We start from the raw sequence: 24,376 nt of genomic DNA on the forward strand, positions 1-24,376 counted from the left end.
ATTTTTTTATTGTATATTTTCGAATAAAATAACACGCGCCGGTGCAGCGTCTGTGCCGACAAGTTTGAGCGGCGCGGCGACCATAAAGTACGAGCCTTCTGGAACGTCTTTTAACCGCAGTCCTTCGATGACGATCACACCCGCGGAAAATAACGTTTTATGCGTTGGATGCCCCGGTTGGCTCCGTTCAATGCCTAACGCATCGATGCCGACGCCACGAATTTTTTTATCGGCAAGATATTGCGCTGCATCTTCGGCTACATAAATAAACTCAAAGTTAAACGCGTCTTCCAGCGAGTTTTTCGTCTTAAATAAGACAAAATCGTTTTCTTGAATATCTAACGCTGCGATGTCGTCTTTTGTAATTTTATCGGTGACATGCGTCAAATCAAACAGTTTGCATGGGCCGACAAGGCGGTCAAGGGAAATCGTTTCAAACGTGTCTCCGCCTTTGAACATATGAAGCGGCGCGTCAATGTGCGTGCCGGTATGCACGTCCATATCGATGCGTGATTCGGTCACATAATCATTGGTCACGCTCGTCAGCTTCGGCTGTTTTTCCGGTTTATTTTTATATACGGGCATTCCTTCAAAAATCGGTGCGGTCACGTCATAAAATTTCATTGTTTTATTAGCTCCCTTCATTATGGTTTAGGGTGGTGAATCGGCCACCAATGAAATCCGTCTTTTGCTAGCAGCATATCGGCTGCTTTCGGTCCCATCGAGCCAGCTTCATAGTTTGGAAAATCGACGGCTTTTGTGTTTTCCCATACTTCAGAAATCGGATCGACAAACTGCCATGAAGCGGCTACTTCATCCCAGTGCGTAAAGTTGGTGGCATCGCCGCGCATGCAGTCATACAACAGCTTTTCATACGCTTCCGGCGTGTTAATGCCGTCGATGCAGTTGTTGCAGAAGTCTAATTTAATCGGTGCTGTTTTCATATATTCGCCGCTTTTTTTGCCGTTTAAATGAAGGGTGATGCCTTCATCCGGCTGAATGTGGATGATTAATAAGTTTGGCTCGATTTTTTCGTTTGTTCGGTAATACAAGTTCATTGGTACATCTTTAAATTGAACAACAATTTTTGTTGATTTTTCCGTCATCCGTTTGCCGGTGCGAATGTAGAACGGCACGCCGGCCCAGCGGAAATTGTCGATCATCAGCTTTCCGGCGACAAACGTTTCCGTGTTAGAATTTGGATCGACGTTGTTTTCCTCGCGATAGCCGACAACTTCTTTTCCATTCACCACGCCTTTGCCGTATTGCCCACGCACAAAATATTGATCTACTTCCTCATGGGAAATGGGGCGAAGCGCGCGCAGCACTTTTACTTTTTCGCTGCGAATGTCATCGGTCGTCAGTTTAATCGGCGGCTCCATCGCCAAGAGCGCAACCATCTGCAGCATATGGTTTTGTACCATATCACGCAGCGCCCCCGAATGGTCGTAATAGCGGCCGCGGTCCTCCACGCCAAGCGTTTCGCTTGAGGTAATTTGAATGTTGGAAATAAAGCGGTTGTTCCAAAGCGGCTCGAAAATCGCGTTTGAAAAACGGATCACTTCGATGTTTTGCACCATTTCCTTGCCAAGATAATGGTCGATCCGGTAAATTTCGTTTTCCGAAAACACTTGGCGAATTTCTTCATTCAGTTTTCGAGCGCTTTCGAAATCATGGCCGAACGGTTTTTCGATGACGAGGCGCTTCCAGCCGTTGGTCGCCGTGAGGCTTTCCGATTTTAAGCGCGATGTAACCGTGCCGAAAAATTCCGGTGCCATCGCCAAATAAAAAATGCGGTTGCCATCGGTATGATATGTGCCATCAAGCTCCTCGAGCAGCGACTTTAGCTGCTGATAGGAGGCGGTATCGTTCACATCAAAGGGATGATAATAAAAATGGGATACGAATTCCGCATTGTTTAGTTCTTGCTGGAGCGCGTTTTCTATTGATTCGCGGACATAGTTGCGAAATTCATCATTTGACAGCGGTCGCCGTGCGACTCCGACAACGGCAAACTCCTCAGACAAATTTCCTTTTTCATATAAACGGTAAATGGAGGGGAATAGTTTGCGCTTTGCCAAATCCCCTGTAGCGCCAAAAATCACGATTAATGATTTCGGATTCACGTTGTTCACAGTATGTACCTCGCTTTAGCCAAATTTGTCTCTTCAAGTTAATAATTGTAGAGATTTATGGCGGTGAACGCAAACATTTTATTAAAAGGGTGTTGAAATAGCTCGGTAAACATTGGTACTCTAACAACAGGCAACAATCATCGATCGTTTTACATAAGGAGTGGGTGTTTTGGAGCTATTGTTTTTAGGTACAGGAGCGGGAGTACCGGCAAAGGAACGAAATGTTACAGCGATTGCGCTGCAGCTGTTGGAAGAACGCGGAGCGACATGGCTGTTTGACTGTGGCGAGGCGACACAGCACCAAATTTTGCGCACGTCCATTCGTCCGCGCCGCATTGAAAATATTTTTATTACCCATCTTCACGGCGATCATATTTTCGGTTTGCCGGGGCTGCTTGGCAGCCGTTCTTTTCAAGGCGGGGAAACGCCGTTAACGGTGTACGGACCGAAGGGAATTCACACGTTTGTGGAAACGGCGATTTCCGTTAGCTCCACCCGGCTGAAATATGATTTGCAAGTGGTAGAAATCGAGGAAGGAACGGTGTTCGAAGATGAACAATTTGCGGTCATCGCCAAACAGCTTGATCACGGCATTCCTTCCTATGGTTTTCGCGTCGTGGAAAAAGATTTGCCTGGCACGCTTTTAGTCGATAAATTAAAGGCGCTCGGCATTCGCCCGGGTCCGATTTATCAGGAAATTAAGCTTGGGAAAACGGTGGAGCTAGAGGACGGGACGGTCATTGACGGCCGCGAGTTTGTCGGTCCGCCGCAAAAAGGAAGAATAGTTGCGATCCTTGGCGATACGCGCTATTGTGAAGCAAGCATCGAACTGGCCAAAGAGGCGGACGTGCTCGTGCATGAAGCGACGTTTGCCGCGGAAGAAAGCGATTTGGCGCATGATTATTTTCATTCCACCGCCGTACAGGCAGCGGAAGTGGCGGCGCGTGCCGGCGCCAAAAAACTGATTTTAACGCATATTAGTTCGCGTTATCAAGGAATGCTGAGCGAACAATTGCTCGTAGAGGCAAGAAGGGTGTTTCCAAACACAGAGTTGGCTGCCGATTTTTCTTCCTTTGTCATTGCCCGTAAAAAATAAAGCTGCCGAACATCGGCAGCTTTAAAAACGCCATCCTCGTTCATATTGCACTGGCGCAGGGATCGTCGTTTCCAACTCTTTGGCGGCGGCATACGGCCAATATGGATTGCGCAGCAATTCGCGGGCGAGAAACACTAAATCGGCGCGCCCGTTGCGCAAAATTTCTTCCGCCTGCCATCCGGAAGTAATCAAGCCGACCGCTCCAGTCGCGATTTCTGCTTCGCGTCGAATCAATTCGGCAAACGGAACTTGATACCCCGGATACGCGCTAATCGTTGCCGGAACGACCGCACCGGAGCTGACGTCGATCAAATCGACGCCTTGTTCTTTCATGCGCTTGGCGTATGGAATGTAATCTTTCGCCGTCAATCCCTCCGGATGATAATCGGAAGCGGAAATGCGGACAAAGAGCGGTCCGTCCCACACTTGCCTTACCGCATCGATCACTTCCCCTAAAAAGCGGTAGCGGTTTTCCGGGGAGCCGCCGTATTCGTCTTGCCGTTTGTTGGCGAGCGGCGATAAAAATTCATTAATCAAATAACCGTGGGCGCCGTGGATTTCAATGATGTCAAAGCCGGCCTCTTTCGCGCGGCGCGCTCCATTTTGAAACGCTTGAATCGTTTCTTCAATGTCCGCTTTCGTCATTTCTTTTGGCGTCCGCGTTTTTTCGCTAAACGGAATCGCCGAAGGAGCGATAATTTCTCCTTCCACTTCCGCTTTGCGTCCGGCGTGGGCAAGCTGAATGCCGATTTTCGCGCCATGTTCTTTCACAAGCGAAACTAATTCGCGCAAGCCGTCTACATGTTCATCGCTCCAAATGCCTAGGTCACGGGCGGAAATTCTTCCTTGCGCCGCAACGGCCGTCGCTTCGACGATAATCAGCCCGACTTGGCCGACCGCCCGCGTTGGATAGTGGATTTTATGCCAAGTTCGCACTTTCCCGTCTTCCGTATCACACGAATACATGCACATCGGGGACATGACAATCCGATTTTTCAGCGTCACTCCGCGGATTGTATACGGCGAAAAAAGCATCGCTTCCATTTGATTGTTTCTCCTCCCAAGTCGTGTATTATTCTTCCAATTGAATGATAGCACGTTTTCTGAGCGAAACAAAATCAAACGCCTTATCATGTCATGATTGCATAGCAGCGGAAGGAAGAGAGGAAGAAAGCAACGCTTTTCCTAATTCCTCGGACCGCTCAGTCGCCCGTTTAATGCAAGCGGCGACCGCTTCTTGGAAGTGGTATTGTTCCAGCACTTGGATGCCAGCTTCCGTCGTTCCGCCAGGGCTTGTGACTTCTTTGCGCAAGACGGATGGATGTTTGCTGGTCGACTGCAGCATGTGCGCGGCGCCGATAATCGTTTGCAAAATCAATGGTTTGGCTATAGAGCGGTCAAGGCCAATTTCTTCCGCTGCTTTTTCCATCGCTTCGACTAAATAATATACGTAGGCAGGACCGCTCCCAGAAAGACCGGTGACAGCATGCAGGTCATGCTCCGGAACGATCGTAACGATGCCGACGGTCTCAAACAGTTTTTTAGCAATCGCTACGTGGGCGTCTGTCGCAAAGCGGCCTTGGGAAATGGCCGTAGCTGATTGGCCGATGGCGGCCGATGTATTCGGCATTGCCCGAATGACGGCCACATTTTTTCCGGCTAAAGAAACGATCGTGTCGGTAGTGACGCCGGCCAACAAGGAAATGATCAACTGATGCCCGCGGATCGCTGAGGCAACAGCGCCCATTGCCTCCGCTACATCTTTTGGTTTCATCGCTAAAATAATGATATCGGCTTCTTTGACTGCTTTTCTTTTATCTGTTTCGCTGCGAACCCCGTATGTTTGGTTCATGTATTCGAGCCGTGTTCGGTCGCAGCGGTTGGTCACGATAATTTGTTCAGGCGCGTACAGCGTCTTCGTCATCCCGGAAATAAGCGCCTCCGCCATGGAGCCGGCTCCGATAAACGTAATGGTTGGCCCGTTTTTCATCGCTGCATTCCTCCTCCTTGTTTAGCAAATAAAAAAGACCTTCATCCTATAAAAGGACGGAAGGTCTTTCGTTCCGCGGTACCACCTTTTTTGGCTCTGCCGGCAACATGCCGAAAAAGAGCCCATCTCTGCACCGATAACGCCGGTTATGCGTTTAGGTTTTCCTAACAGCTCATAGGGTAGGTTCAACCATAAAGAGGGTAATGAAACCTTCCAGCCGCCGGGTTTCACTCTCTGGCTACCATTCATGGTTTACTGGCCCTACTCATCGCCCGTTTGCAAATATTAATTTGTTTGCAATTATGCAATGAAACAAAGGGTGTTGTCAATAGAAAAAGACAAAATTTTTTATATTTTTTGCGAACTATTCGAAAAAAATGACAAATAGCGAAAATCGGTGTAAACTGTAAAATAATGAATAATGATTCATTTTTTATTCTGGAAAAAAGGGGAATGTCAATCATGAAGGAACGTGTTTACCGCATTACCGTGCCAACACCATTTCCGGTCGGAAATGTAAACATGTATGTTATTCAAAGCGACAGCTTGACGCTGATTGATGCCGGGGTGAAAACAGAGACGGCATGGCAGTCGTTTCAACAGCAGCTTCGCGAATTAGGCTACACCCCTGCGGACATTGATCAAGTCGTGATTACGCACCATCATCCGGATCATATCGGGCTTATTGATTATTTGCCCGAGGAAATTCCAGTCATCGGCCATAAAAAAGCGGCCCGCTGGGTTCGTCAGGAAGAGACGTTTTTTCAGCAGCAACAGCAGTTTTTTGAACAGTTTTTGATGGAATGCGGCGTCGATCCTTCGTTTCTTGCCCAGCTGCCCCATCTGCGCGGCTCTCTTCGCTATGCATGCCGCCGCCCGCTTACCGGTACGGTTCAAGAAGGGGATTCTTTGCCGGGGCTGCCGCATTGGAAAGTGATCGAGACGCCGGGGCACGCGCAAAGCCATATCGTATTTTATCGGGAAACGGATGGGGTGATGATCGGCGGCGATCATTTATTGCTCCATATTTCGCCCAATCCGCTGATGGAGCCGCCTTTTGACGGGGAAACAGAGCGACCGAAGCCACTATTGCAGTATAACGATTCCTTGCGGAAAATGCTCCGTTATGATATTGCATATTGCATGACAGGGCACGGAGAAGACGTGACCGACGTACCCGCTTTAGTGGAAAAGCGGCTCCGCAAACAGCGGGAGCGCGCCGAGCAAGTGCTCGAAATGGTCAAGCAAGGTCCGCATACCGTGTTTCAAGTTTGCCAAAAACTATTTCCTACTGCATATCAACAAGAGTTTATGTTAACGATGTCGGAAACGATTGGGCAGCTTGATTACTTAGAAGAGAACGGTGCAGTTCGAAAGGAAAAAGTAAATGATTATTACATATATGAAGCTGTGGGGGGATCTATTTGCGGATAGAAGGCAAACATATCGTCATTACTGGAGCGTCAAGCGGCATTGGTGAACAAATCGCCTATGAAGCGGCACGCCAAAAGGCGCTCCCAGTGTTGCTTGCCAGAAATGAAGAAAAGTTGAAAACGGTGGCAAGACAGATTGAACGTACATATGGTATTTCGCCTCATTATTATCGGTTAGATGTAAGTGATACAGATGCGGTAGAAACGGTGTTTCAACAGTTATTTCGTGATGTCCAAACAGTTGACATATTGGTAAATAACGCAGGTTTTGGCGTGTTTCGCAATGTGGAAGACATTGATCTTGAGGAAATGAAAGACATGTTTGCTGTCAATGTATTTGGTTTAATCGCTTGTACAAAAATAGTATATTTACATATGCAAAAAAGGCGAAGCGGCCATATTATCAATATCGCTTCACAAGCAGGAAAACTAGCAACGCCAAAATCGAGCGTATATGCTGCTACAAAACATGCAGTGCTTGGGTTTACGAACAGCTTGAGGATGGAAGCGGAACAGTACGGGATTTTTGTTACTGCTGTGAACCCAGGACCGATTCGGACGAATTTTTTTCATGTAGCCGACCAATCAGGAGAATACGTAAAAAATGTGGAACGATGGATGCTTTCGCCAGAAAAAGTAGCAAAACAGGTCGTTTCGATTATGATGACGCCGACAAGGGAAGTAAATATGCCACGCTGGATGAATATTGGCAGTCAACTCTATCACTTATTTCCATCCGTGGTCGAGAAAGTGGGGAAACGTGCATTCTTCAAAAAATAACACTCCTTGCAACATAACAAGGAGTGTTATTTCGTTATATATTCGTAAATGACATCATGCACAATTTCGTACATATCCATATCTTCATGGTTTGTTTTTTCTAATAAAATTTTTTCGCACAACTGCTTCCATTCTAAGTCATTAAGGGGCAGGCATTCTGTGTCATGCCCATATTGAACAAAGCAGTTGCGAATAAGTTTTTTTAGCCATTTTTCGTCCAACGATCCCACTTCCTATCATTGCGATTCGGACGGGGTGGCGCGGACAACAGAGTGGAATTTGCCTTTATGGGAACCGTCGCAAAATGGCATATTATTGGACAGCCCACACCGGCAAAGCGAAAATGTTTGTTTGGTTACAAATTTATTTCCTTCCGCATCAATAAGCTCCACATCGCCAGTGATACGATAGGAGCCGTTATCGTTCACTTTGATTTGCACTTTGGACATAATCGAATTCCCCCTTTTTTATTTTGACAGCAATTTGCATATATAGGTACAATAGGAGCAGAAACAAGAAGAGAAGGAGCATCATGTAGCGTGAATATTACATTTACAGATAAAGCGATCAAACAGCTTACTCCTATTTTAGCGCAAACAGGGCGAATGTTAAAGTTAAAGTATGACACAGATGGATGCGGTTGCCTCGTTGACGGCGTCATTGCCTTATGGTTAGTCAATGAGGTGGATGAGGACGATATCGCTGTCGAGACGAATTTCGTTCCTGTTCTTGTGGAAAAATCCCGCCTCGTCTTTTATGATGATACGATGACGATTGACATTGCCGAAGGGATGAGCTGTTTTCAGTTGAAAAGCCCCGGGCAAATTTTAAATCCACGTATGCCGCTTGTAGAAGTGAGTGAGCAACATGAAAGATAAGCTGAAACAAATCGCCAATGTAGCGAAGCAAAAAACTTGGGTATCATTTTTGCATGAAAACGACCCGTACAGTTTGCTGCATTGGTCGATCGCTGGCCCTTATCACGAGCCAAAAGACGTTTGGCTTTTGCAGAATGAAATGACGTTTGAAACGAAAGAATTTGCCACGCTCGACGAGGCGGTGGCATGGATGGATGAACATATGCCGCATATTACGGAAATCTTATAAAAAAGCCGTAACCATTCCGGTTACGGTTTTTCTGCTCGCCCTTCGCTTTTCTTCATTGTGTAGCTCCAGCGGCTAGCCTTCTTCTGCCAAATAACCTTCCCCCTCTGGGTGGCAAGCACCCCTGCGGGTGAAGAACATTTGGCTTCGAAGGCTATTCGCGCCGCTTCCGCTTTTCTTTATTGTCTAGCTTCGGGCGCCATCGGCTCGCGACGCTTCGGTCCCGCTGCGGCGGCAACAGCCTCCTCGCGGGCCCTCCAGCGCGTTTCGCCGATAAGCAGCGCCCTCCGCTTTTCGTTATTGTGGGGTGTTTTGCCGTTTTGTTGGATGAATCGCTTTTTCTAGTTCTTCTTTGGCGATCGTTTGTTTGACGGTATCTGCGGTTGGTTTTCCTTTTTGGGCGCGGTTTTCTGTCATAATTTTTCTCTCCTTTGCGTAAAAGTATTTCGTTTTTATCATGCAGGAAGAAATAACGTTTTATTCATGGGGGGATTGGTGTGAATAAACGGAAAAAAGATCAAGGTAAACAAGAAGAGTTGCCTTTGTTGAAGGACCGTTTAAACGACGAATTGTTGATGAAGCTAAAGGAGAAAAAAGAGGAGCTTATAAGGCAGGAAGAGCGGCGGAAAGCGGAAGAAGAAGCGCGGAAGCGGGAGGAAGCACGGAGACGGGAGCGGGAGAAAACGTTTGCCCAGCTGCTCGATGAGAGTGATTTAGATTGGCGCCAATTTAAGTAAATACCATGGACGCTCGTTCGATAGGAAGAACGGGTAAATCGCGTCGTTAAGCCTACATGGCTCTTTTTAGCGGCTGAGTGATCGGACGGCGATGGTGCAACCGTTTGGCTATTTGCTGGCCGTGTTTGGATGGCTTTGCGATATCATGAACGTTCGGTTTGCCGCTCTTCGCTCCTGGTTGTTTGCTTTTCTACGGCCTCGGTGCGGTGCGAAACAAGTATGTGTCATAAAAAACAAAGGCGGAAAGAACGCTACTCTTTCCGCTTTTTGATCGTTAGCTTATCGATGCGCTTGATAGGTGGATGCTTTTGTTTGCTGGCACAACCATTCGTATTCTTCTTTACTCAAAGGCGGTGCAGAAGCGGCATGGATATTTTCGACAAGCTGCTCGATGCTGCTTGCTCCTGGAATGACAGCGGCGACAACCGGGTCATACAAACAAAACTGCAGCGCCGTTGCCGTAAATGAGCGGCGTTCGGCTGTTTTCTCCTTTAGTTTTGGGAGCAGTGTCTTTAATTCCTCATATGTATAATCAAGATAGCCGTTTTCTTTGACGGAATCGCTTGCCGCCTCCAATGGCCGCTCCGTCAGCAGCCCTTTCGCGACAGGTCCGCGGGCGATGACGCTGATATGATGTTCACTTAGCAGCGGAAACCACTCTTCCGGACGGCGGTCAAGCAAGCTATATTGCATCATGACGCTGACGATGTTCGAGCGCTTGACATATTCGCGGATGACATTGGGGCGAATCGAGGAAATGCCGTAATAGCGGATCACTCCTTCTTGTTTTAATTCTTCAAACGCTTCAATCGTTTCGTCGATCGGGTCGTCGATCGTGCCGCCATGGAGCTGGTATAAATCAATGTAATCCGTTTGCAGGCGGCGCAAGCTTTCTTTTACTTCCGCTTTAATGTATTGTTTCGACGGGTCCCAAAACCAGCCGTCTTTTCCTTCTTCCCAACGGTTGCCGACTTTTGTCGCGATGATGACTTGGTCGCGTTTCCCTTTGATCGCTTTGCCGACAAATTCTTCATTCAGTCCACGGTCATACAAATCCGCCGTGTCTAAATAGTTAATGCCCCGTTCGAGCGCCTCGTGAATAATGCGGATCGCTTTTTTCTCATCCGTGCCAAGCGACATGCAGCCGAGCCCGATTTCGCTTACATATAAATCGGATAAACCGATGCGGCGTTTTTTCATGACAGGCATCCTCCCTTAATGATTGTTTTTTTCAATTGTATACCGCAAAGTGAAACTTTCTCAAATGATGTAGTACAATAAGTGGGAAAATAATTATTTTGACGGGAGAGAAAAACATGGACCATTTAGTGGAAAAAACGATTCGCAAAGAAAAAATATTTAGCGGCAAAGTCGTTCAATTGTATGTTGAAGACGTACAACTGCCAAACGGAAAAACGAGCAAGCGGGAAGTCATTAAACATCCAGGAGCGGTGGCGGTGATTCCGATTACAAAAGATGGAAAGCTCGTGCTTGTTCGCCAGTACCGTAAAGCGCTTGAACGTGTATTAGTGGAAATTCCGGCGGGCAAGTTAGAAAAAGGGGAAGAGCCGTTTGCCACGGCACAGCGCGAATTAGAAGAGGAAACAGGCTACCGCGCCCGGTCGCTGCGCCATATCGTGTCATTTTATACGTCGCCGGGATTTGCCGATGAGCTGATTCATTTATATGTGGCGGAAGGGCTGGAGAAATTGCAAGATGCTGCATCGCTCGATGAGGATGAATTCGTCGATATTTTAGAAGTGACGCTGGAGGAGGCGCTGGAAATGCTGGAGAAGCAAGAAATTTATGATGCGAAAACGGCGTATGCCCTGCAATATTTGCAACTGCGCCGTGTCATGGGAGAAAAACATGCATAACTATTATGTCGATTTACATATTCATATCGGCCGCACTGCTTCCGGCCGGCCGGTCAAAATTACCGGCGCGAAATCATTAACGCTGAGGAACATTTTGCACGAGGCGGCGCATGTCAAAGGACTGAATATGGTCGGCATCATTGACTGTCATGTTCCTGAAGTGCTCGATGAATTAGAACAAGCAATGAACACAAAAGGCTGGTACGAGCACAAGGACGGTGGCGTCATCGCCGGTGAGGTGACGCTTTTATTAGGAAGCGAAATTGAAGTTTATGACGAACATTGCCAAGGACCGATTCATGTGCTCGCCTTTTTGCCGACGATTCGAGCGATGCGCGCGTTTTCCCGGTGGCTGAAGGAACGGGTGAAAAACATTTCCCTCAGCTCGCAGCGCATGTACGGCACGGGGCGCGAGCTGCAGGTGGCCGTTAAACAATTGGGCGGATTGTTTATTCCCGCTCATGCGTTTACGCCGTTTAAAAGCTTATACGGCAAAGGAGTGAAAAAAAGCTTAACGGAAGTGTTTGATCCCAATTGGATTGACGCCATCGAATTGGGGTTAAGTGCGGATACAAAGATGGCCGACCAAATCGCCGAATTGCACCGCTACCCATACCTTTCCAATTCCGATGCTCATTCGCTGCGGAAAATCGCGCGTGAGTACCAAGCGGTATGCATGAACGCCCCGACATTTGCCGAGCTGGAAAAAGCGCTCAAACGGCAGAATGGACGTGGAATCATCGCCAATTATGGACTAAATCCAAAGCTTGGGAAATATCATCAAACGACATGCGAACGATGTTTTCAACCGATGCATCCCGCTGACGAACGCTGTCCTGCCTGCGGCCATCATCGGAAAGTGAAAGGGGTATTTGACCGGCTACAAGAGCTGAAAACAGGCGGCGTCCCGCCAAAGCGCCCTCCGTATATTTATCAAGTGCCGCTTGAGTTTATCCCAGGTCTTGGTCCGAAAACGTATAAAAAACTGCTCGACCGTTTCGGCACGGAAATGTACGTGCTTCATCAAGCGACAGAGGAAGATCTGGAACAGGCCGTCGGAGAAAAGCTAGCAAAAGTTATTATTTTGGCGCGCCGAGGAGAGCTTTCGATTCAAGCCGGTGGCGGCGGAAAATATGGCAAAGTTTTTTCCGAATAGTACAAGCTGCGTTTTTTACAAAGCTCGTCTTCGTCAGACGGGCTTTTTCTTTTTGCCGAAAATGTGTCATACATACAAGACTTGTACATACAATCTACTAAGAGAAAAATAGGAGGACGGAAAAAGATGAGAAGACATCCGCTGAAATCAATCGTTGCTGTACATATGCGCGAGCATGCGTCCATGTATTTATTTGTCATCGTCCTATTTTTAATGGGAGTTATTTTTGGCGCGATTGTCGTTAACAGCCTTAATTTCAGCCAGAAGCAAGATTTGTACTATTATTTGACGCAATTTTTTGGACAAGTGTCGAAAGGAAACCTTGCTAGCGCGCAAGATATGTTTCAACAAAGCTATTTTCATAATTTAAAATATGTCGGTTTAATGTGGGTGTTGGGCATTTCCATTATCGGTCTTCCGATCATTTTAATTTTGCTATTTTTAAAAGGGATCGTCGTCGGGTTTACGGTTGGATTTTTAGTAAACCAAATGGGGTGGCAAGGCTTTTTATTATCCTTCGTCTCGGTCATGCCGCAAAATTTAATTATCATTCCTGCTTTTATTGTCATGGGAGTCATTTCGGTGTCGTTCTCCTTGCGGATGGTGCGCAACCAGTTTATGAAACGGACGCATGAGCCGGTTTTTCCACTGATTATGCGCTATACGATGGCAATGTTTGTCATTAGCGTCAGTTTGCTTGTTTCCTCTTCGTTAGAGGCGTATGTTTCCCCATTTTTCATGAAGCAAATTGTTCAGTTAATTAGCAATTAATAGTTATTTTTATATAATAATCATTTTTGTTCTTTTGTAATAATAATTTTACTTTGATACTTCCCTCTTTCTTTTGTTATAATGGTAGTTGAATGGCGAGGGAGGGAATGAAACATGGAAGATCGAGTTGAACGAATTAAGAAGCAGCTGCATACGGCTGGCTACAAGTTAACACCGCAGCGGGAAGCAACGGTGCGTGTTTTATTGGAGCATGAGGAAGATCATTTAAGCGCAGAAGACGTCTACCTCCTCGTTAAAGAGAAATCCCCGGAGATCGGGTTAGCTACTGTGTATCGGACGCTTGAGCTATTAACCGAGCTGAAAATTGTCGATAAAATTAATTTTGGAGATGGGGTGTCTCGCTACGATCTTCGCAAAGAAGGGGCAGCGCACTTTCATCATCACTTAGTGTGCATCGAATGCGGGTCGGTAGCGGAAATTGAAGAAGATTTATTAGAGGAAGTAGAAGCGATTGTGGAGCGAGATTGGAAGTTTAAAATTAAAGACCACCGCTTAACATTCCACGGCATTTGCTATCGCTGCCAGCAAAAACATGAGGAAGAACAAAACGAAAAATAAAAAACCTTTTCCAGTGGGAAAGGTTTTTTTATGTATAGATAGGGAAAATCATGGCATATCCTCATAGTAAGCATATATTCGAAAAAAGAGGAGGAGCGCCATGAGATCGTTATGGCAGATGGTGAAAGTATTTCTTTTGTTTACGGGGTGCACGATTTTATTTTATTATAGTCTTGTATGGTTTAACCGTGAATACGACAATTACCACCGTTACGATGAACCGCAAGGATCAGCCATAAAAGTTTCGACCGTTGAAAGCCCGTCATTCGACTGGCTTAGCCGGCTACTATTTTTTTATCGCGATGGGGAGTAGAGAGCGTTGGAACATGAATTGAAAGATTTTCTTCATTATTTAACAGTAGAGCGGAATTTGGCAAACAATACGATAGTTTCCTATGAAAGAGATTTAAAGAAGTATGCGCACTATTTGCGCCACGTCGAGCAAATTGATTCATGGAACGACGTATCGCGCCTGCATATTATGCAGTTTTTAAAGTTTTTAAAAGAGAAGGGGAACTCGGCGAAAACGATTGCCCGCCATATCGCTTCCATCCGCTCGTTCCATCAGTTTCTGCTGCGCGAAAAAATAGCAGAGCAAGATCCGTCGGTACATATTGAATCGCCGCAAATGGAGCGGACGCTGCCAAAGGTGCTGTCCATGGAGGAAGTAGAGGCGCTGCTCGAGGCGCCGAAGACGAATACACCGTTCGGCATTCGCGACAAGGCGATGCTCGAGCTATTATACGCGACCGGCATGCGCGTCAGCGAGCTCGTAAACTTAAATCTTTCCGATGTGCATTTGACGATGGGCTTTGTCCGCTGCTACGGAAAAGGAAATAAAGAGCGCATCGTGCCGATCGGCAGCATGGCGATTAAAGCCTTAAAAGAATATTTGGAGCGCGCGCGCCCGCAGCTTATCGATCCAAAAAAACGGACAACCGATGCCTTGTTTTTAAACCATCATGGGCAACGCTTGACGCGGCAAGGATTTTGGAAAATTTTGAAGAGACTTGCGAAAGAAGCAAACATCGAAAAAGAGCTGACGCCGCATACGCTAAGGCATTCGTTTGCCACCCATCTCCTTGAAAACGGCGCCGATTTGCGTGCCGTGCAAGAGCTGTTAGGACATGCCGATATTTCCACAACGCAAATTTATACCCATGTCACAAAAACACGCTTAAAAGATGTGTATAAGCAATACCATCCGCGTGCATAGCTTTCCGCCGCCTGCAAGAAACGCCCGCTTATGACGAGCGGGTTTGTTCGTTTGAAATGAAGAATACGACAACTTCTGCATTCTTTGCCGTTTTTTATTGCGCATACGGTTGAAAACGTTTTATAATATAGTTGTCAGACTTCTGACCAATATAATGTGGATGTGTTTATTGCTGCTTCGGGGAATGATAAGGGAAAACAGTTTTTATGATGCTAGGAGGCATAGTAAATGGTTCATACATATAAACGCGTATTTTTAATTGTGATGGATTCGGTCGGCATTGGCGAGGCTCCTGATGCCGAAAAATATAATGACAAAGGCGCGGACACGCTCGGTCATATCGCCGAGCATCGCGGCGGCCTGCATATGCCAAACATGGCGAAGCTTGGCTTAAGCAACATCCGTGAAATTAAAGGCATTCCAAAAGCGGACCAGCCGCTTGCCTATTATACGAAAATGCAAGAAGCATCCGCCGGAAAAGATACGATGACGGGTCATTGGGAAATTATGGGCCTTCATATTGACAAACCGTTTCAAGTGTTTCCAAACGGATTTCCAAAAGAGCTGATTGACGAATTGGAAAAACGGACAGGGCGCAAAGTGATCGGCAACAAGCCGGCAAGCGGTACGGCGATTATTGAAGAGCTTGGCAAAGAACATATGGAAACAGGAGCGATCATCGTTTATACGTCAGCGGACTCGGTGCTGCAAATCGCCGCTCATGAAGAAATTGTGCCGCTTGAGGAGCTGTACCATATTTGCAAAATCGCCCGTGAATTGACGCTTGATGAAAAATATATGGTCGGCCGCGTCATCGCGCGCCCGTTTATCGGCACGCCGGGCAATTTTCAACGTACAGCGAACCGCCATGATTATGCGTTAAAGCCGTTCGGCCGCACGGTCATGAACGAGCTGAAAGACGCGGGGTATGAAGTGATTGCGATCGGGAAAATTTCCGATATTTACGATAATGAAGGAGTGACGCAGTCGCTCCGCACCAAATCGAATATGGACGGCATGGATAAGTTAGTAGATACGTTGAAAATGGATTTCACCGGACTCAGTTTCGTCAATCTCGTTGATTTTGATGCGTTGTACGGCCATCGCCGCGACCCGAAAGGATACGGCGATGCGCTCGAGGAATTTGATGCCCGTCTTTCTGACGTGTTTCCGCTGTTGAAAGATAACGATCTGTTGATCATCACGGCTGACCATGGGAACGATCCAGTCCATCATGGTACGGACCATACTCGTGAATACGTTCCTCTTCTTGTCTATAGTCCAAGCATGAATGGCGGCAAAGAACTGCCGCTCCGCAAAACGTTTGCCGATGTCGGCGCGACGATTGCGGATAATTTCCAAGTGAAGATGCCGCCGCACGGAACAAGTTTTTTAGCTGATTTAAAGTAGGAGGTATAAGCGATGAACAAACAAGCGATCGAAAAGGCAGCGAGCTATTTGCGAGATAAAATTTCGACGCCGCCTCGCATCGGCTTGATTCTTGGATCTGGCCTCGGCGTGCTCGCTGATGAAATCGAAGAAGCAGTGAAAATTCCGTACGAGCAGATTCCAGAGTTTCCTGTTTCCACGGTGGAAGGCCATGCCGGCCAGCTTGTTTACGGCCAGCTTGAAGGTGCGACGGTTGTCGCGATGCAAGGCCGTTTCCACTACTATGAAGGGTACCGCTTGGATCAAGTAACATTCCCGGTCCGCGTGATGAAAGCGCTCGGCGTCAAAGAGCTAATCGTAACAAACGCGGCAGGAGGGGTGAATGAACGTTTTCAGCCGGGGGATTTAATGGTTATTACTGATCATATCAATAACATGGGCAGCAATCCGTTAATCGGCCCGAATGACCCTGAACTTGGCGTCCGCTTTCCGGATATGACGGAAGCATACAGCAAACGGCTGCGCAACATTGCCAAAGAGGTAGCAGCTAAACTTCACATTCCGATTCAAGAAGGAGTGTATGTCGCCTACACCGGTCCTTCTTACGAAACGCCGGCGGAAATCCGCATGATTCGCGCGCTCGGCGGCGATGCGGTCGGGATGTCGACCGTTCCCGAAGTGATTGTCGCGCGCCATGCGCAAATTGAAGTGTTAGGGATTTCGTGCATATCGAATATGGCAGCTGGGATTTTAGACCAGCCGCTTACCCACGATGAAGTTATTGAAACGACGGAACGAGTGAAAGCTAACTTTTTGCGGCTTATCAAGGGAATTATCGCGGAAATGGCGAGACAATAGAAAAAGGTGATAAAGATGAGAATGGTCGATTTAATTGCGAAAAAACGGGACGGCCACGCGCTTTCAAAAGAAGAAATTGATTTTATTATCCGTGGCTACACGAATGGCGACATTCCTGATTATCAAATGAGCGCATTAGCAATGGCGGTGTTTTTCCGCGGCATGACTGAAGAAGAAACGGCGGCGCTGACAATGGCGATGGTTCATTCCGGCGATGTCATTGATTTATCGAAAATTGACGGGATTAAAGTCGATAAGCACTCGACTGGCGGCGTCGGCGATACGACGACGCTTGTGTTAGGTCCGCTTGTCGCGTCTGTCGGCGTGCCGGTTGCGAAAATGTCCGGCCGCGGCCTCGGACATACAGGCGGGACGATCGATAAGCTCGAATCCGTTCCTGGATTTCATGTGGAAATTGATAACGATCAATTCATCGAACTGGTCAATAAAAACAAAATCGCCATCATCGGTCAGACCGGCAACCTAACCCCGGCCGATAAAAAACTGTACGCGCTTCGCGATGTGACCGCGACGGTGAACAGCATTCCACTTATTGCTTCGTCAATTATGAGCAAAAAAATCGCCGCTGGCGCGGATGCGATCGTTTTAGATGTCAAAACGGGCGCCGGCGCGTTTATGAAAGAGTTAGAAGGAGCGAAGCAGCTGGCAAAAGCGATGGTCGACATCGGCAAGCGCGTTGGCCGGAAAACAATGGCGGTCATTTCTGATATGAGCCAGCCGCTTGGTTATGCGGTAGGAAATGCTCTTGAAGTGAAAGAAGCGATTGATACGCTCAAAGGTGAAGGTCCGGAAGATTTACAAGAGCTATGTCTAACGCTTGGAAGCTATATGGTATATTTAGCGGAAAAATCGCCTTCATTAGAGGAAGCGAGAGCGTTATTAGAGAATTCGATTCAAGAAGGAAAGGCGCTAGAAACGTTCAAAGTGTTTCTCGAAGCGCAAGGCGGCGATGCATCGGTTGTTGATGATCCATCGAAATTGCCACAAGCGAAATATCAATGGGAATTGGAAGCGGCGGAAGATGGATATGTCGCGGAAATTGTTGCTGACGAAGTCGGAACGGCCGCGATGCTGCTTGGAGCAGGACGGGCGACAAAAGAATCAACGATCGATCTTTCCGTCGGGCTTGTCTTGCGTAAAAAAGTTGGCGATCCAGTGAAAAAAGGGGAATCGCTCGTTACGATTCACAGCAATACAGACAATATCGAAGAAGTAAAAGAGAAGCTGCAAAAAAATATCCGCATCTCTTCAACCCCTATTCGCAAACCGACGTTGATTTACGAAACGATTTCTTAGTAAAGAGGCTGAATCTCAGCCTCTTTTTTTATGGCTAAAAACACTTGAATTTCGCTGCCTCTCTTGTATAAAAATATCTCTTTTGGAAAAAATGGCATGTATAAAGAATGGAGGTTTGGGAGATGAAAAAGACACTGACTTGCTTACTACTATTTATCCTTGTTTTCCTCGTTCCTTTTTCCGCAAATACCCGTGCGGAAGAAAAGAAAACAAATGCAAAAGGCTTTGAGCTAGCTGACGATGCGAAAGCTGCCATTTTAATTGAACGCGATACAGGGGCTATATTATATGAAAAAAATGCCCATGAAAAACTGCCGCCGGCTAGTATGACAAAAATTATGACGATGCTTCTTATTATGGAAGCGATTGATAAGGGAGAGCTTTCTTATAAGGAAAAAGTTCGGGCGAGCGAATATGCTGCATCCATGGGCGGATCACAAATCTTTTTGGAGCCTGGCGAAGAAATGACGGTAGATGAGCTGTTGCGCGGTATTGCCATCGGCTCTGCGAATGACGCCTCTGTTGCTATGGCTGAGCGGATCGCCGGGTCAGAAGAGGCTTTCGTGGAGTTGATGAATAAAAAGGCGAAAGAGCTCGGCTTGAAAGATACGATGTTTCAAAACGCGACAGGATTGCCTGCCGAAAATCATTACAGCAGTGCCTATGATATGGCAATGATGGCACGCGAATTGCTGAAATATGAAGATATTACGAAGTATACAAAAATATATGAAGATTATTTACGGGAAAATACGGATAAAAAGTTTTGGCTTGTTAATACAAACCGGCTTGTGAAATTTTATCCAGGGGTGGATGGGTTAAAAACTGGATTCACAAGCGAAGCGAAATACTGCTTAACCGCGACAGCGAAAAAGAACGGCATGCGTGTCATTGCCGTTGTTTTTGGCGCGTCGACACCAAAAACACGAAACGCGCAAATTACAAAAATGCTTGATTATGCGTTTAGTCAGTACAAAACTCATCCTGTTTATAAACGGAATGAAGTATTAACCTATGCCCACGTCAATAAGGGAAATAAAAAAACGGTCGCGCTCGTTACTTCCGAACCGATTTCCGTATTAACGAAAAAGGGGCAGTCGATCGATCAAATAGAAAAAGTCATTAAAGTCAAAAACGGCGTAAAAGCGCCGATTCAAAAAGGAGATGAGCTAGGGGTTCTTATTTTGAAACAGGATGGAAAAGAGATATTGCGTAGCCCAATTGTTGCTAAGGAAAGTGTCGCGGAAGCTAGCTGGTGGGATTTGTTTAAGCGGACATTGCAAAATTTTGTGAAATCCGCATAAGCGCTGTCAATTTTTGCAGCAAGTGTTCTACATTTAGCGAATCGCCACTAGTTTTGTCGTAAAGCAGGATTTCTAGCGGGATGTAGCGAAATTTCTCCCTATCCGAAATGAATAAGGGGGAAAACGCTGTGAGTCTAATGATGGACTTTGAAGTAAAACGAGATGTGCTAATCATTCGGCTGTCAGGTGAGCTGGACCATCATACAGCGGAGGAGCTTCGTGAAAAAGTAACGGACACGCTGGAAAGGGAAGCGATCCGCCATATTGTGTTGAATTTAGAGCGTCTTACGTTCATGGATAGCTCGGGACTCGGCGTCATTTTAGGACGCTACAAACAAATTAAAAATCTTGGCGGGGAAATGATCGTATGCGCTGTTTCCCCGACGGTGAAACGTCTGTTCGACATGTCGGGGCTGTTTAAAATTATCCGCTTAGAAAACAATGAACAATTTGCATTACAAACATTGGGGGTGGCATAAATGCGCAACGAAATGCACCTCCAATTCTCCGCCCTCAGCCAAAATGAATCGTTTGCCCGCGTTACGGTTGCCGCGTTTGTTGCTCAGCTAGATCCGACGATGGATGAGTTAACGGAAATTAAAACGGTTGTTTCCGAAGCAGTGACGAACGCGATTATTCACGGCTACAATAACGACCCGAACGGAATTGTCTACATCTCCGTTGTCATTGAAGACGGAGTCGTCCATTTGACGATTAAAGATGAAGGGGTTGGCATTGCCGATATCGAAGAGGCGCGTCAGCCGCTGTTTACGACAAAGCCGGAGTTGGAACGGTCCGGAATGGGATTTACCATCATGGAAAATTTTATGGACGAAGTCGTTGTTCAGTCGGAAGTCAACAAAGGCACAACCGTTTACTTAAAGAAGTATATAACGAAGAGCAAAGCCTTATGTAACTAAGGGAGACATGCCTATGGATGTCGATGTCAAGCAAGATCAGTCGCAAATCAAAGATCATGAATTGAAGGAGCTGATTCGCCGCAGCCAACAAGGGGACCAAGAGGCGCGCGATGAAATTATTGAAAAAAATATGCGCCTCGTTTGGTCCGTCGTCCAACGTTTTTTAAACCGCGGTTACGAGCCGGACGATTTATTTCAGATTGGCTGCATCGGCTTGCTCAAGTCTGTTGATAAATTTGATTTATCGTATGATGTGAAGTTTTCCACCTATGCGGTACCGATGATCATCGGCGAAATTCAGCGCTTTATTCGCGATGATGGAACGGTAAAGGTGAGCCGTTCTTTAAAAGAGATGGGCAATAAAATACGCAAGGCGAAAGACGAGCTTGCGAAAAAGCATGGGCGAGCGCCGACAGTGACGGAAATCGCCGACTATTTGGAAATTTCCCCGGAAGATGTCGTGTTCGCCCAAGAGGCGGTCCGTTCTCCTGCTTCGATTCATGAGACGGTATACGAAAACGACGGCGATCCGATTACGCTTCTTGACCAAATCGCCGATTCCGATGAAGTATCGTGGTTTGATAAAATCGCGCTAAAAAAAGCGATTGAGGAACTGGATGAACGGGAACGGCTCATTGTCTATTTGCGCTATTACAAAGACCAAACCCAATCAGAAGTGGCATCTAGATTAGGCATCTCTCAAGTGCAAGTATCCCGGCTTGAAAAAAAAATATTGCAGCAAATAAAAGAGAGAATGGATGGATAGCCATCCATTCTTTTTTATTTTTATGAAACTGCTGGTAAGGGCTGCACGGCCGCATGATTCCTTTTTTGGCCAAACATACTAAAGAAAAGCAGAGGGCGCCCGGAGCTAGACAATAACGAAAAGCGGAGGCGGCGCGATTAGCTCTCGAAGCGAAATGTTCTTCGCCCGCGGAAGTGCTTGCACTTCAAGGGCGAAGGTTATTTCGCACAAGAGAGCTAGCCGCCGAAGCTAGACAAGAAGAAAAGCGGAGGCGGCGCGATTAGCCTTCGAAGCCAAATGTTCTTCACCCGCAGGGGTGCTTGCCACCCCGAGGGTGAAGGTTATTTGGCAGAAGAAGGCTAGCCGCTGGAGCTAGACAAAGAAGAAAAGCGAAGGGACCACTTCAATATCCAAAAAATCACAAATTAAGGTGTGAGAGAGATGGGAAAAACCGTCTTTATCAAGCTACGGCATCGTGTCCAAGTAAAACCAAACTCCGCTATCACCGTCGGAGATGTTGCACAAATCATTGCAACGGATAGCGGTATGAGAGAGCAATTGCAAACAATCCCGCTATATCAAATTCAGCCGAGCGATAAAAATATCGTCATTATCGATGTCATGAAAGTAGTGAGGGCTATGTTGCAAGTAGATGATTCTCTTGACGTGCAAACGGTCGGACCATCGCAGACGATCATCGAGGTCGTCTATGAAAAGAGACGTTTTTCCACTGCTTATTTCCTTTTGATATGGTTGCTGCTTTTTGTTGGCTCGGCTATGGCCATTATGAATTTCCATGAAGATGTCAGTATGCAGCTAGTGCATCAGCATCTTTACGAAATGATCACAGGAAAAAAAGTCGATAAACCGCTGCTGCTGCAAATTCCGTATTCGCTTGGATTGGGCATTGGTATGATTTTATTTTTTAATCATGTGTTCCGTAAGCGAATTAATGAAGAGCCTAGCCCTTTGGAAGTCGAGATGTTTAATTATCAGCAATCCATTGATCAATATGTCATTTTACACGAAAACAAGGAAAGTATGAGACGCGTTGATGATGATTGAGATTATTACGATAATTTTCATCGGCTTCGCAGGAGGGCTGGCCGTTGGAACAGGGTTTGTCGCCTTTTTGGTCGTTCTTGGCGTCATTCCCCGCTTAACGCAATTAACGAAAACGATGAAACGAATTTATGCTTATGAATGGAGCGCAGTAGCTGGCGCGGTAGTAGGCGGATGGATGAGCCTGCGCCACTCCATTTTATATATATCCAAATATTGGCTTATCCCAATCGGTTTATTGCACGGAGTATTTATTGGCATGCTGGCCGCTGCGTTAACGGAAGTATTGAACGTATGGCCAATTTTAGCGAAGCGAATCGGGGTGGCGGATAAAATTGTCATTTTATTGATGGCGATCGCCTTTGGCAAGGTCGTCGGCTCGCTGTTTCATTGGATTTATTTTGTCGATTACTTTCAATAAGGGGGAAGGGAAGATGAGCTTAAAAACGAATTATCGCCAGGCGGTAAAGAAGTTTCAGCCTGCTCCCCCGTATTTTTTCAACAGCGTGAAAGCATTTGTTATCGGCGGTTTGCTTTGTGCGCTAGCAGAATGGCTGGCAAAATGGTACAGCAGTTTTTTCTCTATTTCCGCCATTTCCGCACAGCAGCTGGCGGTGATGACGATGATGTTTTTCGCGATTGTCCTTACGGGAGCAGGAAAGTATGACGATTTCAGCCAGTTTGCCGGCGCGGGGGCGACGATGCTGATGACCGGATTGGCGAACGCGCTGGCAAGCGCGGCGCTCGAACATCGCAGTGAAGGATGGACGGCAGGAATTGCCAGCCAAATGTTTAAGTCAGGCGGTGCAGCGATCGTCTATGGCATTGTTGCTGCTTATTTGCTCGGCCTTTTCTACTACATCGTGTCTTAAAGAGAAAGAGGGGCGTTTATGAAGCTGGTCGGAAAGCAAACATGGGTGTTTGAACATGGCATTTATATTCAAGCGGCGGGAACGGCAGTCGGGCCGTTAGAAGCAGAAGGGCCGCTGCGCGACAGTTTTGACATCGTGCACGATGACTTGTATTGCGGTGAGAAAACGTGGGAGTTGGCTGAGCGGCGCTTAATGCGGGAAGCGATCCAAATTTGCCTGAAAAAAGGAGGCCTTTCCTTTTCTGATATTGATTTGTTTCTTGCCGGAGACTTGCTCAATCAAAACGTAACCGCCAACTACGTCGCACGGGAGATTCCTATCCCATTTTTGTGTATGTTCGGTGCTTGTTCGACTTCGATGCAAACGATAGCGGCGGCCGCTGCTTTTATTGATGGTGGTTTCGCCCAATCGGTGCTGGCGGCAACAAGCAGCCATAATGCTACCGCGGAGCGGCAGTTCCGTTATCCGACCGAGCTAGGCATTCAAAAGCCGAAGACGACGACGTTTACGGTGACCGGCGCAGGAGCGGTGGTGCTTGGGCGCAAGCCAGGACGATGGCGCATCACCGCGGCGACGATCGGCAAAGTCGTTGACGCCGGAATGACGAACCCTTTAGATATGGGCTCGGCGATGGCTCCCGCTGCGGCAAGCACGATCGAGCAGCATTTTAACGATTTAGGCGTTTCTCCTAGCGATTATGATTTGATTGTCACTGGAGATTTATCCAGGGTTGGAAGCGTGATCTTAAGACAGCTGCTTGCTGAATCAGGATATGATGTCACAAGCAATTACAATGACTGCGGTTTAATGATTTACCAGCCCGACCAAAAAGTATTTGCTGGCGGAAGCGGCTGTGCTTGCTGTGCGGTCGTCACCTATGGGCATTTGTTGAAAGAAATGCAACGCGGGGCGTTTCGCAAAATTTTTGTTGTCGCAACCGGGGCGCTATTAAGCCAAACGATGGTGCAGCAAAAACAGTCGATTCCGGCGATTGCCCATGGCGTCGTCATTGAAGCAGCGAAGGAGGAATGAGGA

General features: G+C 46.9%; 30 protein-coding genes and 1 other annotated feature. Of the genes, 23 read left to right on the plus strand and 7 right to left on the minus strand.

What is annotated here, in order from left to right; translation table 11 throughout:
- Positions 1-6: 6 nt before the first annotated feature.
- Together AC1WMD_RS13160 and zwf are read right to left on the minus strand one after the other, a co-directional pair.
- Positions 7-624 carry a cyclase family protein gene (locus AC1WMD_RS13160; RefSeq protein WP_494257559.1) on the minus strand — a complete coding sequence of 206 codons (618 nt, stop codon included), beginning with the start codon at positions 622-624 and terminating at the stop codon, positions 7-9.
- A 20-nt stretch (positions 625-644) separates the two neighbouring features.
- Positions 645-2,135 (minus strand): glucose-6-phosphate dehydrogenase, encoded by a 1,491-nt coding sequence (zwf, locus tag AC1WMD_RS13165; protein ID WP_494257560.1) that lies wholly within the window; start codon positions 2,133-2,135, stop codon positions 645-647.
- A gap of 169 nt (positions 2,136-2,304) precedes the next feature.
- Between zwf and rnz the strand changes: the two genes are divergently transcribed.
- The gene (gene rnz, locus AC1WMD_RS13170; protein WP_494257562.1) at positions 2,305-3,231 is read left to right on the plus strand and encodes a ribonuclease Z; all 927 of its coding nucleotides are present in this window, start codon (positions 2,305-2,307) and stop codon (positions 3,229-3,231) included.
- A gap of 21 nt (positions 3,232-3,252) precedes the next feature.
- On the opposite strand, the gene namA is transcribed toward rnz, so the two are convergent.
- Positions 3,253-4,275, minus strand: a complete 1,023-nt coding sequence (gene namA, locus AC1WMD_RS13175) for an NADPH dehydrogenase NamA (RefSeq protein WP_494257563.1) — start codon at positions 4,273-4,275, stop codon at positions 3,253-3,255.
- A gap of 91 nt (positions 4,276-4,366) precedes the next feature.
- Positions 4,367-5,221: a pyrroline-5-carboxylate reductase ProI gene (gene proI, locus AC1WMD_RS13180; RefSeq protein WP_494257565.1), complete on the minus strand. Its 855-nt coding sequence runs from the start codon at positions 5,219-5,221 to the stop codon at positions 4,367-4,369.
- A 49-nt stretch (positions 5,222-5,270) separates the two neighbouring features.
- Positions 5,271-5,499, minus strand: a binding site (T-box leader).
- 184 nt (positions 5,500-5,683) lie between these two features.
- On the opposite strand from proI, the gene AC1WMD_RS13185 reads away from it, so the two are divergent.
- Together AC1WMD_RS13185 and AC1WMD_RS13190 are read left to right on the plus strand one after the other, a co-directional pair.
- Positions 5,684-6,655 carry an MBL fold metallo-hydrolase gene (locus tag AC1WMD_RS13185; RefSeq protein WP_494257567.1) on the plus strand — a complete coding sequence of 324 codons (972 nt, stop codon included), beginning with the start codon at positions 5,684-5,686 and terminating at the stop codon, positions 6,653-6,655.
- Positions 6,646-7,434, plus strand: coding sequence for an SDR family NAD(P)-dependent oxidoreductase (locus AC1WMD_RS13190; protein WP_043905377.1), 789 nt, complete (start codon positions 6,646-6,648; stop codon positions 7,432-7,434). The genes AC1WMD_RS13185 and AC1WMD_RS13190 overlap by 10 nt, the downstream gene beginning before the upstream one ends.
- A gap of 26 nt (positions 7,435-7,460) precedes the next feature.
- Here the strand turns inward: AC1WMD_RS13190 and AC1WMD_RS13195 are convergent, their stop codons facing one another.
- Both AC1WMD_RS13195 and AC1WMD_RS13200 read right to left on the minus strand, forming a co-directional pair.
- Complete coding sequence (locus tag AC1WMD_RS13195) at positions 7,461-7,655, minus strand: YqzH family protein (protein ID WP_494257569.1); 195 nt, start codon at positions 7,653-7,655, stop codon at positions 7,461-7,463.
- A gap of 15 nt (positions 7,656-7,670) precedes the next feature.
- Positions 7,671-7,883: a CDGSH iron-sulfur domain-containing protein gene (locus AC1WMD_RS13200; protein WP_043905375.1), complete on the minus strand. Its 213-nt coding sequence runs from the start codon at positions 7,881-7,883 to the stop codon at positions 7,671-7,673.
- Between the two features lie 90 nt (positions 7,884-7,973).
- On the opposite strand from AC1WMD_RS13200, the gene AC1WMD_RS13205 reads away from it, so the two are divergent.
- The 3 genes from AC1WMD_RS13205 to AC1WMD_RS13215 all read left to right on the plus strand — a co-directional run bounded on the left by AC1WMD_RS13205 (position 7,974) and on the right by AC1WMD_RS13215 (position 9,275).
- A complete protein-coding gene (locus tag AC1WMD_RS13205; RefSeq protein WP_043905374.1) occupies positions 7,974-8,312 on the plus strand; it encodes an iron-sulfur cluster biosynthesis family protein in 339 nt (112 codons plus the stop codon).
- A complete protein-coding gene (locus tag AC1WMD_RS13210; protein WP_043905373.1) occupies positions 8,302-8,541 on the plus strand; it encodes a YqkC family protein in 240 nt (79 codons plus the stop codon). The genes AC1WMD_RS13205 and AC1WMD_RS13210 overlap by 11 nt, the downstream gene beginning before the upstream one ends.
- A 494-nt stretch (positions 8,542-9,035) precedes the next feature.
- On the plus strand, positions 9,036-9,275 hold the full coding sequence (locus tag AC1WMD_RS13215; RefSeq protein WP_070104939.1) for a YqkE family protein: 240 nt from the start codon (positions 9,036-9,038) through the stop codon (positions 9,273-9,275).
- A 279-nt stretch (positions 9,276-9,554) separates the two neighbouring features.
- Here AC1WMD_RS13215 and AC1WMD_RS13220 read toward each other — a convergent pair whose 3' ends face one another.
- Positions 9,555-10,475 carry an aldo/keto reductase gene (locus AC1WMD_RS13220; RefSeq protein WP_043905372.1) on the minus strand — a complete coding sequence of 307 codons (921 nt, stop codon included), beginning with the start codon at positions 10,473-10,475 and terminating at the stop codon, positions 9,555-9,557.
- 116 nt (positions 10,476-10,591) lie between these two features.
- On the opposite strand from AC1WMD_RS13220, the gene AC1WMD_RS13225 reads away from it, so the two are divergent.
- The 17 genes from AC1WMD_RS13225 (at position 10,592) to spoVAD (ending at position 24,373) form a co-directional block, all read left to right on the plus strand.
- On the plus strand, positions 10,592-11,152 hold the full coding sequence (locus AC1WMD_RS13225) for an NUDIX domain-containing protein (protein ID WP_043905371.1): 561 nt from the start codon (positions 10,592-10,594) through the stop codon (positions 11,150-11,152).
- Positions 11,145-12,308, plus strand: a complete 1,164-nt coding sequence (locus AC1WMD_RS13230) for an endonuclease Q family protein (protein WP_494257571.1) — start codon at positions 11,145-11,147, stop codon at positions 12,306-12,308. Before AC1WMD_RS13225 ends, AC1WMD_RS13230 begins: the two co-directional genes overlap by 8 nt.
- 126 nt (positions 12,309-12,434) lie before the next feature.
- Entirely contained in the window at positions 12,435-13,079 is a 645-nt protein-coding gene (gene spoIIM / locus AC1WMD_RS13235; protein WP_043905369.1) for a stage II sporulation protein M, read from the plus strand.
- A gap of 114 nt (positions 13,080-13,193) precedes the next feature.
- Positions 13,194-13,658 (plus strand): ferric iron uptake transcriptional regulator, encoded by a 465-nt coding sequence (gene fur, locus AC1WMD_RS13240; RefSeq protein ID WP_043905368.1) that lies wholly within the window; start codon positions 13,194-13,196, stop codon positions 13,656-13,658.
- Positions 13,659-13,758: 100 nt separating this feature from the next.
- Positions 13,759-13,971 carry a YqzK family protein gene (locus tag AC1WMD_RS13245; protein WP_043905367.1) on the plus strand — a complete coding sequence of 71 codons (213 nt, stop codon included), beginning with the start codon at positions 13,759-13,761 and terminating at the stop codon, positions 13,969-13,971.
- Between the two features lie 6 nt (positions 13,972-13,977).
- Positions 13,978-14,874: a site-specific tyrosine recombinase XerD gene (gene xerD / locus AC1WMD_RS13250; protein ID WP_494257573.1), complete on the plus strand. Its 897-nt coding sequence runs from the start codon at positions 13,978-13,980 to the stop codon at positions 14,872-14,874.
- A gap of 228 nt (positions 14,875-15,102) precedes the next feature.
- The gene (gene deoB, locus AC1WMD_RS13255) at positions 15,103-16,284 is read left to right on the plus strand and encodes a phosphopentomutase (protein WP_043905365.1); all 1,182 of its coding nucleotides are present in this window, start codon (positions 15,103-15,105) and stop codon (positions 16,282-16,284) included.
- A 12-nt stretch (positions 16,285-16,296) separates the two neighbouring features.
- Complete coding sequence (locus AC1WMD_RS13260) at positions 16,297-17,121, plus strand: purine-nucleoside phosphorylase (RefSeq protein WP_043905364.1); 825 nt, start codon at positions 16,297-16,299, stop codon at positions 17,119-17,121.
- A 15-nt stretch (positions 17,122-17,136) separates the two neighbouring features.
- Entirely contained in the window at positions 17,137-18,438 is a 1,302-nt protein-coding gene (locus AC1WMD_RS13265) for a pyrimidine-nucleoside phosphorylase (protein ID WP_043905363.1), read from the plus strand.
- A gap of 122 nt (positions 18,439-18,560) precedes the next feature.
- Entirely contained in the window at positions 18,561-19,742 is a 1,182-nt protein-coding gene (locus AC1WMD_RS13270) for a D-alanyl-D-alanine carboxypeptidase family protein (RefSeq protein WP_043905362.1), read from the plus strand.
- A 107-nt stretch (positions 19,743-19,849) separates the two neighbouring features.
- On the plus strand, positions 19,850-20,221 hold the full coding sequence (gene spoIIAA, locus AC1WMD_RS13275; protein ID WP_409994220.1) for an anti-sigma F factor antagonist: 372 nt from the start codon (positions 19,850-19,852) through the stop codon (positions 20,219-20,221).
- A complete protein-coding gene (spoIIAB, locus tag AC1WMD_RS13280) occupies positions 20,222-20,662 on the plus strand; it encodes an anti-sigma F factor (RefSeq protein WP_043905360.1) in 441 nt (146 codons plus the stop codon). It abuts the gene before it with no gap.
- Between the two features lie 13 nt (positions 20,663-20,675).
- Positions 20,676-21,428: an RNA polymerase sporulation sigma factor SigF gene (sigF, locus tag AC1WMD_RS13285; protein ID WP_043905359.1), complete on the plus strand. Its 753-nt coding sequence runs from the start codon at positions 20,676-20,678 to the stop codon at positions 21,426-21,428.
- 420 nt (positions 21,429-21,848) lie between these two features.
- Positions 21,849-22,472: a stage V sporulation protein AA gene (locus tag AC1WMD_RS13290; RefSeq protein WP_043905358.1), complete on the plus strand. Its 624-nt coding sequence runs from the start codon at positions 21,849-21,851 to the stop codon at positions 22,470-22,472.
- On the plus strand, positions 22,462-22,890 hold the full coding sequence (locus tag AC1WMD_RS13295; protein ID WP_043905357.1) for a stage V sporulation protein AB: 429 nt from the start codon (positions 22,462-22,464) through the stop codon (positions 22,888-22,890). Before AC1WMD_RS13290 ends, AC1WMD_RS13295 begins: the two co-directional genes overlap by 11 nt.
- Positions 22,891-22,903: 13 nt before the next feature.
- Positions 22,904-23,341: a SpoVA/SpoVAEb family sporulation membrane protein gene (locus tag AC1WMD_RS13300; protein ID WP_043905356.1), complete on the plus strand. Its 438-nt coding sequence runs from the start codon at positions 22,904-22,906 to the stop codon at positions 23,339-23,341.
- 18 nt (positions 23,342-23,359) lie between these two features.
- Positions 23,360-24,373 (plus strand): stage V sporulation protein AD, encoded by a 1,014-nt coding sequence (gene spoVAD, locus AC1WMD_RS13305; protein WP_494257577.1) that lies wholly within the window; start codon positions 23,360-23,362, stop codon positions 24,371-24,373.
- The last annotated feature ends 3 nt before the right edge of the window (positions 24,374-24,376 follow it).

Source organism: Parageobacillus sp. NEAU-HV-2, assembly GCF_059115485.1.

Excerpts from the sequence above, each read along its gene's own strand:
- AC1WMD_RS13160 (WP_494257559.1), bottom strand. The coding sequence starts at position 624 with ATGAAATTTTATGACGTGACCGCACCGATTTTTGAAGGAATGCCCGTA.
- namA (WP_494257563.1), bottom strand. The coding sequence starts at position 4,275 with ATGGAAGCGATGCTTTTTTCGCCGTATACAATCCGCGGAGTGACGCTG.
- proI (WP_494257565.1), bottom strand. The coding sequence starts at position 5,221 with ATGAAAAACGGGCCAACCATTACGTTTATCGGAGCCGGCTCCATGGCG.
- AC1WMD_RS13185 (WP_494257567.1), top strand. The coding sequence starts at position 5,684 with ATGAAGGAACGTGTTTACCGCATTACCGTGCCAACACCATTTCCGGTC.
- AC1WMD_RS13200 (WP_043905375.1), bottom strand. The coding sequence starts at position 7,883 with ATGTCCAAAGTGCAAATCAAAGTGAACGATAACGGCTCCTATCGTATC.
- AC1WMD_RS13210 (WP_043905373.1), top strand. The coding sequence starts at position 8,302 with ATGAAAGATAAGCTGAAACAAATCGCCAATGTAGCGAAGCAAAAAACT.
- AC1WMD_RS13220 (WP_043905372.1), bottom strand. The coding sequence starts at position 10,475 with ATGAAAAAACGCCGCATCGGTTTATCCGATTTATATGTAAGCGAAATC.
- AC1WMD_RS13225 (WP_043905371.1), top strand. The coding sequence starts at position 10,592 with ATGGACCATTTAGTGGAAAAAACGATTCGCAAAGAAAAAATATTTAGC.
- AC1WMD_RS13230 (WP_494257571.1), top strand. The coding sequence starts at position 11,145 with ATGCATAACTATTATGTCGATTTACATATTCATATCGGCCGCACTGCT.
- spoIIM (WP_043905369.1), top strand. The coding sequence starts at position 12,435 with ATGAGAAGACATCCGCTGAAATCAATCGTTGCTGTACATATGCGCGAG.
- fur (WP_043905368.1), top strand. The coding sequence starts at position 13,194 with ATGGAAGATCGAGTTGAACGAATTAAGAAGCAGCTGCATACGGCTGGC.
- AC1WMD_RS13245 (WP_043905367.1), top strand. The coding sequence starts at position 13,759 with ATGAGATCGTTATGGCAGATGGTGAAAGTATTTCTTTTGTTTACGGGG.
- deoB (WP_043905365.1), top strand. The coding sequence starts at position 15,103 with ATGGTTCATACATATAAACGCGTATTTTTAATTGTGATGGATTCGGTC.
- AC1WMD_RS13260 (WP_043905364.1), top strand. The coding sequence starts at position 16,297 with ATGAACAAACAAGCGATCGAAAAGGCAGCGAGCTATTTGCGAGATAAA.
- AC1WMD_RS13265 (WP_043905363.1), top strand. The coding sequence starts at position 17,137 with ATGAGAATGGTCGATTTAATTGCGAAAAAACGGGACGGCCACGCGCTT.
- AC1WMD_RS13270 (WP_043905362.1), top strand. The coding sequence starts at position 18,561 with ATGAAAAAGACACTGACTTGCTTACTACTATTTATCCTTGTTTTCCTC.
- spoIIAA (WP_409994220.1), top strand. The coding sequence starts at position 19,850 with ATGAATAAGGGGGAAAACGCTGTGAGTCTAATGATGGACTTTGAAGTA.
- spoIIAB (WP_043905360.1), top strand. The coding sequence starts at position 20,222 with ATGCGCAACGAAATGCACCTCCAATTCTCCGCCCTCAGCCAAAATGAA.
- sigF (WP_043905359.1), top strand. The coding sequence starts at position 20,676 with ATGGATGTCGATGTCAAGCAAGATCAGTCGCAAATCAAAGATCATGAA.
- AC1WMD_RS13290 (WP_043905358.1), top strand. The coding sequence starts at position 21,849 with ATGGGAAAAACCGTCTTTATCAAGCTACGGCATCGTGTCCAAGTAAAA.
- AC1WMD_RS13295 (WP_043905357.1), top strand. The coding sequence starts at position 22,462 with ATGATGATTGAGATTATTACGATAATTTTCATCGGCTTCGCAGGAGGG.
- AC1WMD_RS13300 (WP_043905356.1), top strand. The coding sequence starts at position 22,904 with ATGAGCTTAAAAACGAATTATCGCCAGGCGGTAAAGAAGTTTCAGCCT.
- spoVAD (WP_494257577.1), top strand. The coding sequence starts at position 23,360 with ATGAAGCTGGTCGGAAAGCAAACATGGGTGTTTGAACATGGCATTTAT.